Annotated in this window: 12 protein-coding genes; 5 read left to right on the top strand and 7 right to left on the bottom strand. The window is 64.6% G+C overall.

Annotated features, from left to right (window positions below):
- Positions 1-64: 64 nt before the first annotated feature.
- From IVB19_RS10480 to IVB19_RS10470, 3 genes are read left to right on the top strand one after another with little or no spacing between them, the layout of a single operon-like run.
- Complete coding sequence (locus IVB19_RS10480) at positions 65-1387, top strand: ABC transporter substrate-binding protein (protein WP_026233315.1); 1323 nt, start codon at positions 65-67, stop codon at positions 1385-1387.
- A complete protein-coding gene (locus IVB19_RS10475; RefSeq protein ID WP_018457161.1) occupies positions 1384-2322 on the top strand; it encodes a carbohydrate ABC transporter permease in 939 nt (312 codons plus the stop codon). Before IVB19_RS10480 ends, IVB19_RS10475 begins: the two co-directional genes overlap by 4 nt.
- The gene (locus IVB19_RS10470; protein WP_018457162.1) at positions 2319-3143 is read left to right on the top strand and encodes a carbohydrate ABC transporter permease; all 825 of its coding nucleotides are present in this window, start codon (positions 2319-2321) and stop codon (positions 3141-3143) included. The genes IVB19_RS10475 and IVB19_RS10470 overlap by 4 nt, the downstream gene beginning before the upstream one ends.
- Here IVB19_RS10470 and IVB19_RS10465 read toward each other — a convergent pair whose 3' ends face one another.
- The 3 genes from IVB19_RS10465 to IVB19_RS10455 all read right to left on the bottom strand — a co-directional run bounded on the left by IVB19_RS10465 (position 3144) and on the right by IVB19_RS10455 (position 6685).
- Positions 3144-4799 carry a xanthine/uracil/vitamin C permease gene (locus IVB19_RS10465; protein ID WP_018457163.1) on the bottom strand — a complete coding sequence of 552 codons (1656 nt, stop codon included), beginning with the start codon at positions 4797-4799 and terminating at the stop codon, positions 3144-3146.
- A gap of 10 nt (positions 4800-4809) precedes the next feature.
- On the bottom strand, positions 4810-5511 hold the full coding sequence (locus IVB19_RS10460) for a cysteine hydrolase family protein (RefSeq protein ID WP_018457164.1): 702 nt from the start codon (positions 5509-5511) through the stop codon (positions 4810-4812).
- A 205-nt stretch (positions 5512-5716) separates the two neighbouring features.
- The gene (locus IVB19_RS10455) at positions 5717-6685 is read right to left on the bottom strand and encodes a hypothetical protein (RefSeq protein WP_026233316.1); all 969 of its coding nucleotides are present in this window, start codon (positions 6683-6685) and stop codon (positions 5717-5719) included.
- 176 nt (positions 6686-6861) lie between these two features.
- Between IVB19_RS10455 and IVB19_RS10450 the strand changes: the two genes are divergently transcribed.
- Positions 6862-10338, top strand: a complete 3477-nt coding sequence (locus tag IVB19_RS10450; RefSeq protein WP_247363501.1) for an indolepyruvate ferredoxin oxidoreductase family protein — start codon at positions 6862-6864, stop codon at positions 10336-10338.
- A 205-nt stretch (positions 10339-10543) separates the two neighbouring features.
- Here the strand turns inward: IVB19_RS10450 and IVB19_RS10445 are convergent, their stop codons facing one another.
- From IVB19_RS10445 to IVB19_RS10430, 4 genes are all read right to left on the bottom strand, one after another.
- Positions 10544-12268: an FAD-dependent oxidoreductase gene (locus tag IVB19_RS10445; protein ID WP_018457167.1), complete on the bottom strand. Its 1725-nt coding sequence runs from the start codon at positions 12266-12268 to the stop codon at positions 10544-10546.
- A 59-nt stretch (positions 12269-12327) separates the two neighbouring features.
- On the bottom strand, positions 12328-13347 hold the full coding sequence (locus IVB19_RS10440) for a S1C family serine protease (RefSeq protein ID WP_018457168.1): 1020 nt from the start codon (positions 13345-13347) through the stop codon (positions 12328-12330).
- Between the two features lie 91 nt (positions 13348-13438).
- Complete coding sequence (locus tag IVB19_RS10435) at positions 13439-13888, bottom strand: hypothetical protein (protein ID WP_018457169.1); 450 nt, start codon at positions 13886-13888, stop codon at positions 13439-13441.
- A gap of 7 nt (positions 13889-13895) precedes the next feature.
- Entirely contained in the window at positions 13896-15494 is a 1599-nt protein-coding gene (locus IVB19_RS10430) for a GMC family oxidoreductase (RefSeq protein WP_247363502.1), read from the bottom strand.
- Between the two features lie 196 nt (positions 15495-15690).
- On the opposite strand from IVB19_RS10430, the gene IVB19_RS10425 reads away from it, so the two are divergent.
- Complete coding sequence (locus tag IVB19_RS10425; protein WP_018457171.1) at positions 15691-16479, top strand: thermonuclease family protein; 789 nt, start codon at positions 15691-15693, stop codon at positions 16477-16479.
- Positions 16480-16637 lie beyond the last annotated feature (158 nt).

Below are 16637 nucleotides of genomic sequence, written 5' to 3'. Positions count from 1 at the left end.
GACTAGGCAGACGCGCAACGGCCGCTAGTATCCGCCCAAATTGAGTCACAGGGAGGGACCTCAAGTGGTCAACCACAAAATCTCGCGTCGTACGCTATTGACCGGCACTGCCGCAGCTGGCGCGCTCAGCCTGACGGGATTGCCGGCGCGCGCCGAGGTGAACTGGAAGAAATACGCAGGGACCAAGCTCGAGGTGATCCTTGCCAAGGGCCCCCGCGGCGACAACCTGCAAAAATACGTCAAGGAGTTCACCGAACTCACCGGCATACAGGTCGAAGCGGAGCAGATTCCCGAGCAGCAGCAGCGCCAGAAGGTGGTGATCGAGTTCACCTCGGGCCGTCCGAGCTTCGACGTCGTCCATCTCAGCTACCACGTGCAGAAGCGGCAGTTCGAGAAGGCCGGCTGGCTCGCCGACTTGACGCCCTTCATGAAGGACCCGGCGCTGACCGCGCCCGATCTCGTCGAGAGCGACTTCTCGGCCGCGGGCCTGCAATATGCCAGGAACGACAAGGGCCAGATGCTGTCGCTGCCCTGGTCGGTCGATTATTTCATCCTCTATTACAACAAGGAGCTGTTCGAGAAGAAGGGCGTCGCCGTTCCCAAGACCCTCGACGAGATGGCTGCGGCCGCCGAGAAGCTCACCGATACCAAGGAAGGGATTTACGGCTTTGTCGGGCGCGGCTTGCGCAATGCCAACATGGCGATGTGGAGCAACTTCTTCCTCAATTATGGCGGGGAATTCCTCGACGCCAAGGGCAACATCCTGACCGATGGTCCGGAAGCGATTGCCGCGACCAAGCTGTATCAGACGCTCCTGACGAAATCGGCACCGCCCGGCGTCGCCGGCTTCAACTGGATGGAGTCGATGGCCTCGTTCACGCAAGGCCGATCCGCGATGTGGATCGACGGCGTCGGCTGGGCGCCACCGCTGGAGGATCCGGCCGCCTCGCGCGTTGTCGGCAAGGTCGGCTACACCGTCGTGCCCGCTGGCCCCAAGGGCCAATATTCCTCGACCTATGGCGACGGCATCGGCGTTGCCGCTGCGAGCAAGAACAAGGAAGCCGCCTATCTGCTCTGCCAATGGGTGGTCTCGAAAACCCAGGGCGCGCGGCTGCTGCAGGCCGGCGGCGGCGTGCCGTTCCGCAATTCGATCCTCGGCGATCCCGAGGTCCAGAAGGGCGTCAAGACCAAGGAATGGCTGCAATCGGTGATCGATTCCGGCAAGATCAGCAAGCTGGGCCTGCCCGTCGTGATTCCGGTCGCCGAATTCCGCGACATCGTCGGCGCCGCGGTCACTGCGACCTTGTCCGGCGCCGATCCTGCCGCCGAGCTGAAGAAGGCCAACGATCAGTACCGGCCGATCCTGGAGCGTAGCGAGAAGGCGTGAGTGCGTTGACACAATCGACTCCGGGCGCGGCACAGTCTGATGCCGCGCCGGAGAAGGAGTTGCGGCCGCCGTCCTACTGGCCGTTCGTGGTCCCGGCGCTGGTCGTCGTGATCGCGATCATCATCTTTCCGTGGGTCTTCACGATCTGGATGAGCCTGAACGAATGGAAGGTCGGCTCGTCGACCACCTTCGTTGGCTTGTCCAATTATCTGCGGTTGACGAGCGATCCCCGCTTCATTGAGGCCATCGGACATACACTGGTCTACACCGCACTCTCCGTGCTGCTGCCGCTCGTGCTCGGCACGTTTGCGGCCGTAGTGTTTCACCAGAAATTCCCTGGCCGCGGCTTTCTGCGCGGCGTCTTCATCATGCCGATGATGGCGACGCCGGTGGCGATCGCGCTGGTCTGGACCATGATGTTCCACCCGCAGCTCGGCGTACTGAACTATCTGCTGTCACTGGTCGGAATCCCCGCGCAGCTCTGGGTATTCCATCCCGCGACCGTCATTCCCTCGCTGGTGTTGGTCGAGACCTGGCAATGGACGCCGCTGGTCATGCTGATCGTGCTCGGCGGCCTGGCAGCGATCCCGACCGAGCCTTACGAAAGTGCACAGATCGACGGCGCCAGCATCTGGCAGGTGTTCCGCTTCATCACCCTGCCGCTGATCATGCCGTTCCTGTTCATCGCCGGCATGATCCGCATGATCGATGCCGTGAAGAGCTTCGACATCATTTTCGCGATCACGCAGGGCGGTCCGGGATCGGCGTCGGAGACGATCAACATCTATCTCTACAGCGTCGCCTTCTCCTATTACGACCTCGGCTACGGCTCGGCGATCGCGGTCGTGTTCTTCCTGCTGATCGTTCTGCTCGCGGCGGTGATGCTTTATGCGCGCCAGCGCATGCTGTGGACCGAGATCGCGAGCGGCACATGACGCCAAGGCAAATCATCGGCAAGATCGGCCTGTGGTTCTCGGTGTTCGTCATCGTATCGCCGGCGATCCTGTTCTTTCTCTGGATGCTGTCGCTGTCGCTCAAATTCGAGATCGACAACGCCGCCTACCCGCCGGTGTTCTTTCCCGAGCATGTCGCCTGGAAAAACTATGCCGACGTGCTCGCCTCCAACCGCTTTCTGACCTATTTCATCAACAGCCTGATCGTCACCGGCAGTGCGACGCTGCTTGCCCTGCTCGTCGGCGTTCCCGCCGGCTACGGCATCGCACGCATGGCCGCGCATAAATCCGCGATCGTGATCCTGATCGCCCGCATCACGCCGGGCCTGTCCTATCTGATCCCGCTGTTTCTCATGTTCCAGTGGCTGGGACTGCTCGGCACGCTGGTGCCGCAGATCATCATCCACCTCGTGGTCACGGTGCCGATCGTGATCTGGATTATGATCGGCTATTTCGAGACGACGCCAATGGAGCTGGAAGAAGCAGCCCTCATCGACGGCGCCACGCGCTGGCAGGTCTTCCGCCATGTCGCGCTGCCGATCGCCAAGCCTGGCATCGCGGTCGCTTTCATTCTCGCCGTGATCTTCTCCTGGAACAACTTTGTCTTTGGCATCGTGCTGGCCGGACGCGAGACCCGCACCCTTCCGGTCGCCGTCTACAACATGATCTCGTTCGACCAGTTGAGCTGGGGACCGCTCGCGGCCGCCGCGCTGATCGTCACGCTCCCGGTGCTGCTGCTCACGGTGTTCGCCCAGCGACAGATCGTCGCCGGGCTCACCGCTGGTGCCGTCAAGGGCGGGTAGCTACTCCGCCGGTGCCGCGTGCATGTCCGCGTGCGGCATGTAAGGCTCGCTCGCGCCGAGCCTGCTGGCCGCGAACAGACCGGCGGCCATCACGGCATAGGCGAACGCGACCGCGGGCGTGACGCCAAATCCGCCGCCGATGCCGACGGCTTCGCCGTGCATGAAGCCGAAGTAGGTCAGGACTGCACCAACCAGCGCGAATGCCGAGGCTTTCTCGAAGTCGCGCTCGATGATGAAGACGCCGATCGCACCCAGGATCAGGCCGCCGAGGATGGAGCCGCCGCCCATCACTTCGAGTCCGTGATAGAACACGCCCTGCTGAGGCAGTGCTGCGATCGCCGCAGCCTTGACCGCGTCGGCCTTGTCGGCGGCCATTCCGCCGACGGTCGCAGCCGCGTTCATGGTCGAGCCCAGCATGGTGTCGATCTGGAGCTTGGCCCAGGCGGCCAGATGCGGCGTCAGCGCCAGCACGATCGCGGGCGCGTGCTTGACCGGCGTGGTCTGGAACGCCTGCGCGCCGATCAGCATGCCGATATAGAGCAAGATTGGCGAGATCGCGACGACCGGGACCAGCGCCAGCAGCACCGAGATGATGCCGAACCAGGCCAGCACCACCACCATGATGCCGGTCGCAGCCGAGTAACCGATGCGGCCGCCCATCGCCTTCCAGCCGGGATGGCCGATATAGACGGCGTTGATGAAGGGATTGCCCATCAGGCAGCCAATCAGGCTGACGATTCCGTCGGCGGTGAGCACGCGCGTGGTCGGATATTCGTCGCCGGCGGCCTCCGCGCTCTCGACATTGTCCATGGCCTCGACGAGATCATAGATGCCGAACGGAATGGCGGTAACCAGAATGATTCCGAGGAATTCGAAACCGGAGAAGACGTAGCCTACCGCCGGGATCGGCACCGAGAAGCCGAAATTGGCAAAGGCATCACCGACGCCTTTGACGCTCAGTCCACCGAGACCGAGGCCGAACAGGTTCGAACCCCATGCGATGACCATGCCCACCGCGATCGCGACGAGACCGGCGGGAATGCCGCGCCAATATTTCACGCCACCGAACCAGCTCACCAGAATGATGGCGAAGCAGACCAGGCCGATCTGCGGCGTCATGTACATTTCGAGCGCCGGCCGCATCGAGATGAAGGTGACGGATACGCCGGCGAGCGTACCGAGCAGCGCCGCGCGCGGTGTGATTTTTCGAATGAACGGCGCGATGAAGCCGCCGATCATCAGGATGAAGCTCTGGAAGAACACCCAGACCAGGCCCGCCGACCAGCCCTTGAGCGGATCGCCGGTCTTGATCGTGATCGGCAGCATGATCACGAAGGTGACGATGAACATGTGCGGTACGCTGACGCCTGACGGTAACGCACAGACGTCGTTGCGGCCGGTCGTCTGTGCCAGACGATAAGCGAGGAACGCGTAGTAGAAGGTGGAAAGGCACATCATCAGCCCGAGTGCGGGAAGGATGCGGCCGAACACCAGTGAGTCGGGCATCTTCAACACGAAGCGCAACAGGCCTGTGAGCACCAGCATGTTGACGAGGATGTTGGTGCCGAAGCCGAAAAACGCGTTCCAGTCGCCCGGTGTCCATAGTGCTGGCTTGAACTCGGAGGTGCCGGCCGTCCCTGTCGTGCCTGTGCTCATCGTGATGCCCCTACGCTGATGTGGAAATCTTCATCGCCTCCAGAACCGCGGCTGAGCTTGCAACCCAGCCGAAGATGCCGCCCTGGGCCTTGATCATCTTCAAGCCCATCTCGTGAAATTCGGGGAAGTAGGATGCGCAGCCGTCCGAGATAACGATGCAGCGATAGCCGCGGTCATTGGCCTCGCGCACGGTGGTGTTGACGCACACCTCGGTGGTGACGCCGCACACCAGCAGATTCTCGATGCCGTATTTCTCCAGCACGTCGGTGAGCTCGGTGGCGTAGAACGCGCCCTTGCCGGGCTTGTCGATCACGATCTCGCTGTCGAGCGGATAGAGCTCCGGGATGATGTCGTGGCCCGCCTCGCCGCGAATGAGAATGCGGCCCATAGGACCGGGGTCCCCGATGCGAAGCGATGGCGCGCCGCGCTCGACTTTCGCCGGCGGCGCGTCGGAGAGATCGGGCAGATGGCCCTCGCGCGTGTGGATCACCAGCATGCCGGTCTCCCGCGCCGCCTTCAGCACCGCACCGATCGGCTTCACCGCGCGCGCGAGCTGGCTGACGTCGTTGCCGAGCGTCTCGCCGAAGCCGCCGGGCTCCATGAAGTCGCGCTGCATGTCGATGATGAGGAGCGCGGTAGCCGACCAGTCGAGCTTGACCGGCTCCGGTTCGGCGATGATGACACCCAATGTCGGCTTGGTTGAGTTCAACATGACTCAAGGCCCCCGCGAGAACTCTCGTTGCCCGGAGTTCTGCAAGCGCCGTGCCATTGTGTACAATGGCAATCGGGCGGACAGCGCGGGAAAATTTCCTGCGCCGTCAGAATGTTATGAGGAAAGCCGGGGTCTGCTTATTCGCTGTGCGGCGGCTTTTGCGACGTGCATTTGCCCAAAGGATGAGCGACAACGAAGCTCGCTTCTACCGGGCAGTATCTCCGTACAGCCGTCGATATTCTTCCTCATACGGCGCGTAAGAATCCTTCAGCGTCGCCATGTTCAGCAGCATGGTCGCCACCACCGAATTCGTCTTGTCGAACACGCGCGTCTTCACCCAGGCGCTCTCGGTGCGTCGGCTGCCGGAGAGCGCGACGACCTCGCGCTCGACTTCGTAGTCCTCGTCCACAAACAGCGGGCCCTTCACCAGCCTGATCTCCTGGTCGGCGAACAGGCCGACGGCCGGGCCCTTGGCCGGGAGAGGATCGTCCTTGGAGCGGTACTGGAACAGCACGCTCAGCATCTCCATCGGGATGATCGCCCTGCCCCACGGATTCGCAGAAGGATTGCCGGCGCCTGAATAATACGGCGAGGTCTCGGTGATGACGGCGAGCTTCTGCCGCAGCGAGAACGGATAAAGCTCGCCCATGATCTGGTCGAACGCCATCCGCACCGCCTGGCGCCGGCTCGTCTGCGCCACCTTCACGTCGCGCAGGATCACGGGATCAGTGAGCGGGTTGAGTTCGCCAAGACGCGCCTCCAGCGCGGTTGCGGCCTGCGGTTCTCCGACCGAGGCCGTGCCACGCAGCACCTCGGTGCCGTCACGTTTGACCATCTGGATCTGGCACTGGCTGGTGCCGGGCAGCGGCTTCGACAGGATCGCCTGCACCTCCTCGCCTTCGTAACAGACGCTGCGGTAATGCGCGGAGAGACAGCCGCTCTCGAACCAGACCTGTCCCCACAAACGCGCGCCGAGCGGAGCAAACTGGCTGAAATGGGTCGGGCCCTCGATGGTGCCGCCCTTGAAGCCGAGCTTCTGCGCGGTGGCGTCGTCGTGGATCGAGGCGTGCGCGTCGTAGGTTTGGGATTGCAGCATCTGACGCGGCTGACGCCACGGCCCGATCAGAGCGCCGTCGGTCTCCGTGATCTCGGTATCGAACACTTGTGCCGTCATGGTGTCCTCCGCAAGCAAGCCATGACTAGCAGGAGCGCCACGGATGCGGCCAGCGATATTGACTTCGCCTGTGCATGCCCTTGACTGTCACAATTCGCGTCGCGCAGCCGCTCCTCCCTCCCGCAGCGCAAACCCCAAGTCGAATAAGAGCCGACCAAGAGACGAGGACTTCCGAAATGACGCTGATGCAGGTCGAGCTGGACGACAAATACCGGCTCGAATCGAAGCGGATCTTCCTGTCCGGCACGCAGGCGCTGGTCCGGTTGCCCATGTTGCAGCGCGAACGCGATCGACTTCAGGGCCTCAACACCGGCGGCTTCATCTCGGGCTATCGGGGCTCCCCGCTCGGCATGTACGACCACGCGCTGTGGCGCGCGAAGTCATACCTCCAGCAGCACGACATTGCCTTCGTCCCCGGCCTTAATGAGGACCTAGCGGCGACCGCCGTCTGGGGCAGCCAGCAGGTCGGCCTGTTTCCCGGCGCCAAGGTCGATGGCGTGTTCGGCATCTGGTACGGCAAGGGGCCCGGCGTCGATCGCTCGGTTGACGCGCTCAAGCATGCGAATGCCGCCGGCACCTCGCTGAATGGCGGCGTACTCGCGCTTGCCGGCGACGACCATGGCTGCCAATCCTCGACACTGGCACACCAGAGCGAGCAGGTCTTCGCAGCGGCGCTGATCCCCGTGATCAACCCGGCGACGCTGCAGGATTATCTCGACCTCGGCCTTTACGGTTTTGCGCTGTCGCGCTTCTCCGGCTGCTGGGTCGGCTTCAAGGCGATCAGCGAAACCGTGGAGAGTTCGGCGTCGATCTACAGTGATCCCGAACGCATCCAGATTAAGCTCCCCGACGATTTCGAGATGCCGCCCGGCGGCCTCAACATCCGCTGGCCCGATCCGCCGCTGGACGCAGAGAGGCGCCTGTTCGGCCCGAAGATGGCGGCGGTGCAGGCCTTTGCGCGCGCCAACCAGCTCGACCGCATCGTGCTCGACTCCAGGCCGGCACGGCTCGGCATCGTCGCGACCGGTAAGGCTTATCTTGATCTGCGGCAGGCGCTGGCCGATCTGGGCATTTCCGACAAGGACGCGGAGGACCTTGGCCTGCGCATCTACAAGGTCGCGATGACCTGGCCGCTGGAAGAAAGCGGGGCCAAGCGCTTCGCCGAAGGGCTTCAGGACGTGCTGGTGGTCGAGGAGAAGCGCGGTTTCATCGAAGACCAGCTGATGCGCATCCTCTACAATATCGATGCGTCCAGGCGCCCAACCGTTACCGGGAAGCGCGACGAACGCGGCGCGCCGCTATTGCCGAGCGAGGGCGAGCTGACGCCGACCATCGTTGCATCCGCACTGGTGGCGCGGCTGCGCAAGCTCGGCCACCACAGCCCAGTGCTGGAGCAGCGCCTCGCCCGGCTCGAGGCCTTCGACACTCCTGTTCCGGCCTCCGGGCAAATCAAGCTCGCGCGCACGCCGTTCTTCTGCTCGGGTTGCCCGCACAACACCTCCACGCGCGTGCCCGAGGGAAGCCGAGCCATGGCCGGCATCGGTTGCCACGGCATGGCTCTGAGCATGCCGACGCGCCGCACCGATCTGATCTCGCATATGGGCGCCGAGGGCGTGAACTGGATAGGACAAGCGCCCTTCACGACCGAGCAGCACATTTTCCAGAATCTCGGCGACGGCACCTACACCCATTCCGGGCTGCTCGCCCTTCGCGCGGCATCGGCCGCCGGCATCAGCATCACCTACAAGATCCTCTACAACGACGCCGTCGCGATGACCGGCGGCCAGCCGGCCGAGGGCGGCTTCAACGTCGCCCAGATCGCGCATCAGGTCTGGGCCGAGGGCGTCAAGCGGCTCGCGATCGTCTCGGACGATCCGACCAAATACCCTGACACCAACTACTTCCCGCAAGGCGCGACCGTCCATCATCGCCGCGAGCTCGACGCCGTGCAGCGCGAGCTGCGCGACATCCAGGGTCTTACGGTCGTGATCTACGACCAGACCTGCGCCGCGGAAAAGCGCCGCCGCCGCAAGCGCGGGCTCTATCCGGATCCCGCCAAGCGCGCTTTCATCAACGAGCTCGTCTGCGAAGGTTGCGGCGATTGCTCGCAAGCGTCGAACTGCGTCTCGGTGCAGCCGCTGGAGACCGAGTTCGGCCGCAAGCGCCAGATCGACCAGTCGAACTGCAACAAGGACTTCTCCTGCGTCGAGGGTTTTTGCCCGAGCTTCGTCACCGTGCACGGCGGCACGCTCAAGCGGATCAAGACCTCGGCGGTGGATTCAGGCCAGTTGTTTGCCGACCTGCCGCTGCCACCCGCGCGTGAGCTGGACGCATCCTACAACATCCTCGTCACCGGCATCGGCGGCACCGGCGTCATCACCATCGGCGCGCTGCTCGGCATGGCCGCCCATGTCGACGGCCGCGGCTGCTCGGCGCTGGACTTCACCGGCCTGTCGCAGAAGAACGGCGCGGTGATGAGCCATGTGCGCATCGCCGCGAAGCCGGAAGACATCTCCGCGGTCCGGATCACGACGGGCGGCGCCGACGTCATCCTCGGCTGCGACATGATCGTCTCGGCCGGTCCCTCCGCGCTCAGTCGCGCCGAGCGCGGAACGACGAAAGCGTATATCAACGCCGACCTGCAGCCGACCGCGAGCTTCGTGCAAAACCCCGACCTCGATTTCGAGATGGGGACGATGCAGACCGTGCTGCGCGACGCCGTCGGCGACAAGAACCTCGACATCATCGATGCCACCGGCATTGCCTCGGCACTGATGGGCGATTCGATCGCGACAAATCCCTTCATGCTCGGCTTCGCCTTCCAGAAGGGCGCAATCCCGCTGTCGCTGGAAGCGCTGCTTCGCGCCATCGAGATCAACGGCGCCGCGATCGAAATGAACAAGCTCGCCTTCACCTGGGGACGCCTCGCCGCCCACGACATGTCGCGGGTGCGGAGCGTGCTGCAATTCAGGAGCCGAACCTCCGCGCCGACAAAGTCGCTCGACGACATCATCGCAACGCGCGCGGAGTTTTTGACCGGCTATCAGGACAGGGCCTACGCCGATCGCTACCTCGCCGCCGTCGCCAAGGTGCGCAAGGCGGAAGCAGCAACCTCGCCTGCTAGCACGGAGCTGACCGAGGCTGTCGCGAAAAACCTGTTCAAGCTGATGTCCTATAAGGACGAATACGAAGTCGCGCGGCTTTACACCGATGGCAGCTTCTCCAAGAAAGTCTCGGAGAAATTCGACGGCGACTTCAAGCTGAAGTTCTATCTGGCCCCGCCGATCTTCGCGCAGCGCGACAAGACGACGGGACACCTCCAGAAGAAGGAATTCGGCGGCTGGATGATTCACGCCTTCCGCCTCCTCGCCGGGCTGAAGTTCCTGCGTGGCGGCGCGTTCGACCCGTTCGGCCGCACCGAGGAGCGCCGCACCGAGCGGAAGCTGGTCGCGGATTATTTCGACATGATCGATCAGCGCATCGCCGGGCTGAAAGCGGAGCAGATCCCGCTGCTGACGAGGCTCGCGCGGCTGCCGGAGACGATCCGCGGCTTCGGGCATGTCAAGGAAGCCAACATCAAACTGGCGGCGGCGGAGAAGGCGCGGCTGGAAGCAGAACTGGAGAACAGCCGCTTTGCTGCGGCTGCGGAGTAGCGGAAGACTGGCGCTACATTCTCGGTGTCATCGCCCGCAAAGGCGGGCGATCGAGTACTCCGAGGCGGTTGTGATTAGTCCGATGGGCTGCGGCGTACTGGATGCGCCGCCTGCCGCCTACGCTAAAGCTTCGGCGCGCCCAGACTTCGACCTCGGCGAAGCCTTGGCGTAGCCGGGTCGCGGGGCATGACAGCGGTGGAAATGGCTAGACCAACGCTGTGGCCGCACTCGCCCCGGCCACACTCCCCTCCGCCAGATGCCTTCCTGCGATGTACCCGAACGTCAGTGCCGGTCCCAACGCGATCCCCGGCCCGGGACAATTGCCGTTCATGATCGAGCCCATGTCGTTGCCGCAGGCGTAGAGGCCCGCAACCGGCGTGCCGTCCTCGCGCAATACGCGCGCCTGGGCATCCACCTTCATGCCGATCGCCGTGCCGAGATCGGCCGGATAAATCCGCATCGCAAAGAACGGCGCGTAGAGGATGGGCGCGACGCAAGGGTTCGGCTTGTGGCTGATATCACCAAGGTGTCGCTGAGAGATGGTGCTGCCGCGACCGAACTCGGGATCGCGGCCGTCCTTCGCATCGGAATTGTAGTTTGCGATCGTCGCCGCGAGTATCGACGGCTTGATGCCGATCTTCGCTGCGACCTGCGCGATATCAGCGGCCTCGACCAACTCGCCGCTCGCCACATAGCGTCTGATATTGCGGGTGAACGGCTTGATGCGGCCTAGGCCGTAACTCCACAGGAACGGACCGTCGCAGATCAGATAGAACGGCCGGTCCGATTCGCCGTCACCGTCACGCAGCATCGCGAGCACGAACTCGTGGTAGGACAGCGCCTCGTTGGCGAAGCGCCGGCCGGCCGCATTGACCGCGATCACGCCGGGCTTGGCGCGGTCGGTCGCTGTATGCGGGAAAACACCACGGCTTCCATCGGCACGCCGGAACAGCGAGGCCGGCACCCAATAGGCCGGGCTCGTCGCATCCGTGTTGAGCGCTGCGCCGGTTACAGTCGCGAGGCGGAGCCCGTCACCCGTGGCGGACGGGTGGGTCGCCGAGATGAATCCGGCAGCGGGTGGGAAGAAGCGCTTGCGCAAGGTTGCGTCGTGCGAAAAGCCGCCGGTCGCCAGCACCACACCGCGCCGCGCGGCGATCAGGCGATCGCGCGAGCCATGACGGATAATTACCCCGCCGACCCGCTCGCCCTGCGTGGACAGGCCTTCGACGTCCGCACTGAAGAGGATCTCGACCTGCCGGGCCAGCAGCGAGGCATACAGCCGTGCGGCGAGTGCGTTGCCAAGCTGCAGCGTCGTGCCGCGCGGGCCGCGCAGCCGCTGCCACGCATGCTCCGAAACCAGCCGCGCCGCGCGAAGAGTCGAGCGCAGCGATCTTCCGGCCCGGTGCAAATGCGGGATGTCGAGGCGGTTGACCATCATCCCGCCGAACAGCGTGAACTCCGGCACCGGCGCGCGCAGCCGCGCGAATGCGGCCCCCAGCCGCGTGCCGTCGAAGACGACCGGCTCGAGCACGCGCCCGCCCGGCGTCGCGCCCAATCGCTCCGGATAATAGTCCGGACACGCTTCCACCGGCTGGAGCCGCACTTGCGTGTTGGCTTCGAGATAGGTGACCGCCTCCGGTCCGCGCGCGAGGAAAGCGGCGCGGAGGCCCGCATTGGCGGGCTCCGGCACTGTGCTCGACAAATATTGCACGGCGTCCGTTACGCTATCGGAGAGCCCCGCCTCTTCCATCTTGGCATTGGCGGGAATCCAGACCGTGCCATCGGACCACGCGGTGGTGCCGCCGACGAAAGCGGTCTTCTCGATCACCAACACGCGCAGGCCTTCGGCGGCGGCGACGGCCGCGGCCGTCATGCCACCGGCACCGGCGCCGACGACGATGACATCGTAGGTCTCATGCGCCGGCATCATGCGGCGGGGTTCCCGAAGCGAGGCATGACACCGTCATACCCCGCTTAGGCGCCCACACGCTAGCGGGCCGGCTTGCGCTCGACCGGGTCGATATCGATCGCCCGCAGACGGCCGAGCCGCAGGACGTCCATGGCGAGCCGCCGGCCGATCCGGTCGCGGTCGAGCACACGGATCAGATCGTCGACGCCGTTGATCTCGACGCCGTCGAGGCCGATGACGACATCGCCGGACAACAGGCCCGCCTTCGCCGCCGGCCCGTCCGGCTCGATCTGCGCCAGCAGCGCGCCCATCTTGTTCTCGACACCCGCCAGCAACGCGTGCCGCCGCGGGATCGGCGCGGTCTGGCCGGCCACGCCGATATAGGCGCGACGGACATAGCCGTGGCGGATGATCTCCGACAGCACGAATTGCGCGGTGTTGCTGGCGACCGCGAAGCAGATGCCTTGCGCGCCGTTAATGATGGCGGTGTTGATGCCGATCACCTCGGCATTCGACGATACCAGCGGGCCACCGGAATTGCCGGGGTTGAGCGCAGCGTCGGTCTGGATCACGTCCTCGATGGTGCGGCCACTGACCGAGCGGATCGAACGCCCGAGCGCCGAGACCACGCCGGCGGTGACGGTCGATTCAAAGCCGAGCGGATTGCCGATCGCGATCACGAGCTGGCCCCGCCGCAAGGTCTTGGAGTTGCCGAGCGCCGCATAGGGCAAGTCCCGCACGCCATTGGCGCGAAGCAGCGCAAGGTCAGTGTCGGGATCGACGCCGAGCACCCGGGCGTCGCCGACATGGCCCTCGACGTCGCGCAGCCGGATCTCCTTCGACGAGCCGACCACGTGGCTATTGGTGAGAACGAGCCCGTCCGGCGAGATCACGATGCCCGAGCCGAGCCCGCCGCGCTCGCGGCCGTTCGGCACCTTTGGCCCGGTCTCGACGCGCACGACGGCGGGACCAACGCGGTCGGTCACGTCGATCACGGCATTGGAATAGGCGTCCAGCAGGGCCCGGTCGTTGCCCGGGACAGCCGCTGTCGCTCGCGATGACGATCCGTCATCGGCAATGTCTGAAGTAAAATCCAGCATGGCAACAGTCCTTGAGGCTCACACAGATGGTGGCCTGCTCCGTGAGGCGCAAGGGATCCGTCCGGCGCGCAAGGCTGGACTGCCCAGGTGGCTAGGGCGCCCGTCGCAGCGTGCCGGCCCTTGCCTTGACCGGGTCGAGCAGCGACCAGTCGCCATCCGGCAGCACATGGCCCTTGGGAAAAGGTGCGCGCGGCTCGATCCCGAGCGAGCCCAGCACACGGTCGTCGCGGTAGTAGCATTGCAGCACCACACGGACGAGCGTCGCGGCAGCCGGGCCGCCATGCCTGCGAAACTCCTGCGCCACCGCATCGCGCCTGGCAGCATCGAGCTCGGCCAACGGTTGGCCAGCAAGCCGCGCCAGATGGTCGAGCGCCGCCACCACCAGTTTGCTGTCCCGTCCCAACGTCGCCAGCATGTCAGCCTGGATCGCGGGATCGTCGGCGCCGGGCACCTTGTACTCTTCGCTGGCGGGAACGATCATCGCGGCGATGGCTCGGAGGTCGTCGCGCTGGGCGCGTGTCAGTTGGTTGTCTGCGGACATGATGGCCTCAGTCGAAGAGATTGGCGAGGCGCTGCTTCATCTGGTCGGCGATGTAGAGCGCGAGGGCCTGGATGGTGGACGTTGGATTGACCCCGCCCGAGGTAACGAAGATGCTGCCGTCGACGATGAAGAGGTTTTTGACGTCGTGCGCGCGGCCCCATTCGTTGACTACGGAGCGGTCGGGGTCGGTGCCCATGCGTGCCGTGCCGAGCAGGTGCCAGCCGCCCCAGGAGATCGGCGAGTTGACGCAGATGTCGCTCGCCCCAGCGGTTTCGAGAATCTCCCGGCCCCGCGCCAGCGCATGCTCCATCATCTTCCGGCTGTTCTCGCTGATCGTGTAATTGATCTTCGGCGCGGGAATGCCGTGACCGTCCTTCAAGACCGGATCGAGCGTGACCTGGTTATGCTCCTCCGGCAGGTCCTCGCAGATCGCGGAAAACCCGATCCGGTGGCCGTTGAGCTTGCGGAAGACGCGGTGATGATCGGCGCCCCACGGCAGAATGCCCTTCTGCTCGCTGACGACAGCCTCGAACACCGGCCCCGCGCCGCGCACGAACTGAACGCCATAGCCGCGCACGAAGCCGCGCGACAGGTCCGTGTCATACCATTCCTTGCTCCACAGGCAGGTCGGCGGCGCGCGGTTGCTATCGGTCGGCTCCTTCACATAGCCGTAGATCTGCGCATAGGGATGGAACATCAGGTTCTTGCCGACGAGTCCGGACGAATTGGCAAGCCCGTTCGGAAAGCGGTTCGATGCCGAATTCAGCAGCAGCCGCGGCGTGCCGACTCCGTTGCAGGCGACGATAACGACATGCGCCGGCTGAAACTGCTCGACGCCGTCCTTGTCGTAATAGACCACGCCGGTGGCCATGCCGCTCTCGTCGGTGGTAATCTCGCGCACACGGCAGTGCGTACGCAGCTCGACACCGGCGCGGACCGCATGCGGCCAATAGGTGATGTCGGTCGAGGATTTGGCGCCTTGCGCGCAGGCCGGCGTGCAATGGCCGAGATTGATGCAGCGCGCGCGGCCCTCGTAGTCCATGGTCGCGACCGTCGTATCCGACGGCCACCAGTGCCAGCCAAGCTTGTTCATGGTCTTGCCGATGATCGCACCCGACAATCCCATCGGCTGTGGCGGCATCGGCGGATGCGTCAGCGGCGAGAGCGGGTCGCCCGACAGGCCAGACGTGCCCATCATCCGGTCGTTCTCTTCGAAGAACGGGGTCAGCGCGTCGTAATCGATCGGCCAGTCGTCGGCGACGCCGTCGAGCGTCCTCACCTTGAAATCGGAGGGATGCAGCCGCGGCCAGTGCGCGGTGTACATCACCGTCGAGCCACCGACCGCATTGTAGTTGACGACCTTGATCGGCGAATTGTCGTCGTTGATCGGATAGTCCTCGGGCCGGCCGCGGACGTTGGGGCTTGACGACCACTCGCCGTAGAATTTGGCCTCCCAGTCCCGGCCCGTGCTGGGATATTCCGCCGGGTTCATCCAGCCGCCCTGCTCCAGGCAGAGAATATGCATCTTGGTCTCGGCCAGCGACCATGCCACCGCCGCGCCTGAAGCGCCGGCGCCGATGATCAGGACGTCCACAGGGTCATTCATCACAAATTTTTCCTCCCTTCGCCGCTTCCCGGGCGATTCGGCCTCCGCTCCGCGAGGCCGGCGAACGATAGGATCAGAGCTGCGGCCGAGTAAAGCCACGAGGCCGGAATGTCGCACTTCGCGGGGCGCAGACCATTGGTATCGCCACATCCGGATGCTAGGAACAAGGCGCACGAGCCATCGATAGCGAGACCTTATGTCCTTCCGAAAATCCTTTGCCAACGCCCGCGCTTTTGCGTTCGTTTGCTTTCTCGCCCTGTCCGGATTTCTGGGCACCACCGGCCCCGGCTCCGCGTTGACGGCCACCGCGACGGTCCGCGACGGCAACGCCGTTCAGCTCGGCGACGTCACCTACCGCCTCGAGGGCATCGACGCACCCGAGCTGGATCAGGTCTGCATCGACGATCACGCCGATCCCTGGACCTGCGGGATCGAGGCCCGCGACCAGCTCGCCAAGCTGATTGGCAAGCGATCGGTGCGTTGCGACGATGTCGGACCGGAAAAGAGTTTTGGCAAGCGGCACCGCGCGATCTGCACGGCCGAAGGCGACAAGACCAGCTTGAACGAGCAGCTCGTCAAGCTGGGCTATGCCATCGCCCGCGAGCCGGTCAAGGCGAACGTCAAGTCGGCCGCGGCCGATGCGAAATCAACCTCGGCCGGAATTTGGAAGGGCTGCTTTGTTGCACCGCAAGAATTCCGCACCGGCAAGAAGGACGGCGCGCTCCTGGGCGCCGCCTGCCGCGCCGACCGCGACAAGGAGATTCGCGCGGTGTTGTTTCCCGAGGATCTGACGATGCCGCCGAGCTGTGGCATCAAGGGCAAGCTTGCGGTGCGCGCGCGCGTGACCGGCAATATCGGCATCTACCATTTACGGGGCTGCCCGAGCTACCCCGCGACCACCAAACCGGACCGCTGGTTCTGCTCGGAGGACGACGCCCAGGCTGCGGGCTTCCGCAAGGCCTACAATTGCCGGCGGCCAAAATAGCGAAGCTCATCACGCAGCCGTGAGCGGCAGCCGAAGACAGTATTCATCCGGAATTGAACTCTATCGGGAGTTGCTGCATTTGTAAGCGTACGCGAGCGCTTTGCGCGAGCGTTTCTTTAGCGGCAATCCGGCTCCGGCCCGATTGCTTTGCTCGGGCG

The sequence above is a fragment of the Bradyrhizobium sp. 187 genome, assembly GCF_023101005.1.
In the GTDB taxonomy this organism is placed as follows: domain Bacteria; phylum Pseudomonadota; class Alphaproteobacteria; order Rhizobiales; family Xanthobacteraceae; genus Bradyrhizobium; species Bradyrhizobium canariense_D.
The sequence above is the reverse complement of the archived record's forward strand: the minus strand, read 5'-3'. Positions and strand labels throughout refer to the sequence as shown.